Raw genomic sequence first — 766 nt, 5'->3', positions numbered from 1 at the left:
TTTTTTATTTAAGAGAAGGGTCTAGTAACGGAGGTGATGGGAAAAGAATTTACCCTGTATTTGTTGTTCTAACACATACAGGAACAGTTTTATCCAATATTATAAAAAATTTTACAGGTAATCCTTACAGCCATGCAAGTATTTCTTTCGATTCAAGTCTGAGAAACATGTATAGTTTTGGTAGAAAGTTTAAAAACAACCCTCTAATTGGAACTTTCGTTAAGGAAGATATTAATGCGGGTTTATTTGAAGATGTTAAAGATACTGCTTCATACTCCATTTACGTGACTTTTGTTACAAAAAAGGAATTGGACTTAATGAAAGAGAAGCTACATTATTTTTTAATTAGAAAAGATGAATTAAAGTATAATTTTACAGGACTAATTAAACACACGTTAGGTATGGAAAGCGAGAGAGAAGACGCGTACTTTTGTAGTCAGTTTGTAGACACTATTCTTAGATCTTCTGGAAAGACTTACTTTAACAGACATAGCAGTTTAGTAAAACCTTACGACTTTGCTAAACATAAAGATTTCTACTTTGTCGCAAAAGGACTGTTGAAAAACTATGATAAAGAGAAAGTTGATAGAAAAGTTCAGCAAATTTTTAATAAAATAAATGTTGTGGAGTAAAAAAGAGTCTATCTTAAATATTTTCAATTTACCTACTAATAATAAAAATGTAACCCTTGTTTATTTTGGACTGACTGAAGAATAGGTAAAAAAGGGTAGAATTTTTTATCCTAAAGGTAGATATAGTACTAAGG

1 protein-coding gene is annotated in these 766 nt (G+C 29.9%); it reads left to right on the top strand.

Annotated elements, in window-relative coordinates; translation table 11 throughout:
- The coding region (locus tag ETC00_RS19395) for a hypothetical protein (protein WP_171567692.1) at nt 1–632 on the top strand (632 nt) is incomplete at its 5' end.
- Nucleotides 633–766: the final 134 nt, after the last annotated feature.

The sequence above is a fragment of the Brevibacillus sp. MCWH genome (assembly GCF_013096935.1).
Lineage (GTDB): Bacteria > Bacillota > Bacilli > Brevibacillales > Brevibacillaceae > Brevibacillus > Brevibacillus aydinogluensis.
Note: the sequence above shows the minus strand (reverse complement) of the source record. Positions and strands in the feature narration are given on the sequence as shown.